Below are 485 nucleotides of genomic sequence, written 5' to 3'. Positions count from 1 at the left end.
CCCCTGTACGCTCACGGGTAATCAACCACGCCGCCCCCAGGGTAATTCCGGTATGTGCCAGAATGAACACTATTTACAACATCTCCCTACAGCACCACTTCCGAATCATCCCCCACGAACAGGCGGCAGGCGCGGCGGCGGCCGTTGGCGCGGCTGACCACGGCATTGTAGCCGATCAGGCTGTCTTCGATCAGCTCCACATCGGACAGATGGCAGTTGTCCAGCACCACCGAATGCTCCAGGCCCACCCTTTCCAGTATGCCGCTCCGGCCCACGGCGGTGTAGGGGCCGATGAAGGAGTCCTTGACCACCGTGTCCTCACCGATGACCACCGGCCCGCGGATGACGCTGTTGGCAACCACCGCCCCGGGGGCCACGCTCACCCGGCCGACTACTTCGCTCAGATCGTCCAACTGGCCCGCGATCTCCCGCCGGGCGTATTCGTCCAGCACCACCCGGTTGGCCGCCAGGATGTCGTCCTTTTT

General features: G+C 63.7%; 1 pseudogene. It reads right to left on the bottom strand.

What is annotated here, in order from left to right:
- Positions 1-86: 86 nt before the first annotated feature.
- Positions 87-485 (bottom strand): annotated as a pseudogene (locus tag A6M21_RS18715) (glucose-1-phosphate thymidylyltransferase); the annotation flags it as partial.

The sequence above is a fragment of the Desulfotomaculum copahuensis genome, from assembly GCF_001655685.1.
GTDB classification, from domain to species: Bacteria; Bacillota; Desulfotomaculia; order Desulfotomaculales; family Desulfovirgulaceae; genus Desulfotomaculum_G; species Desulfotomaculum_G copahuensis.
This window is presented reverse-complemented; position numbering and strand designations above follow the sequence as displayed.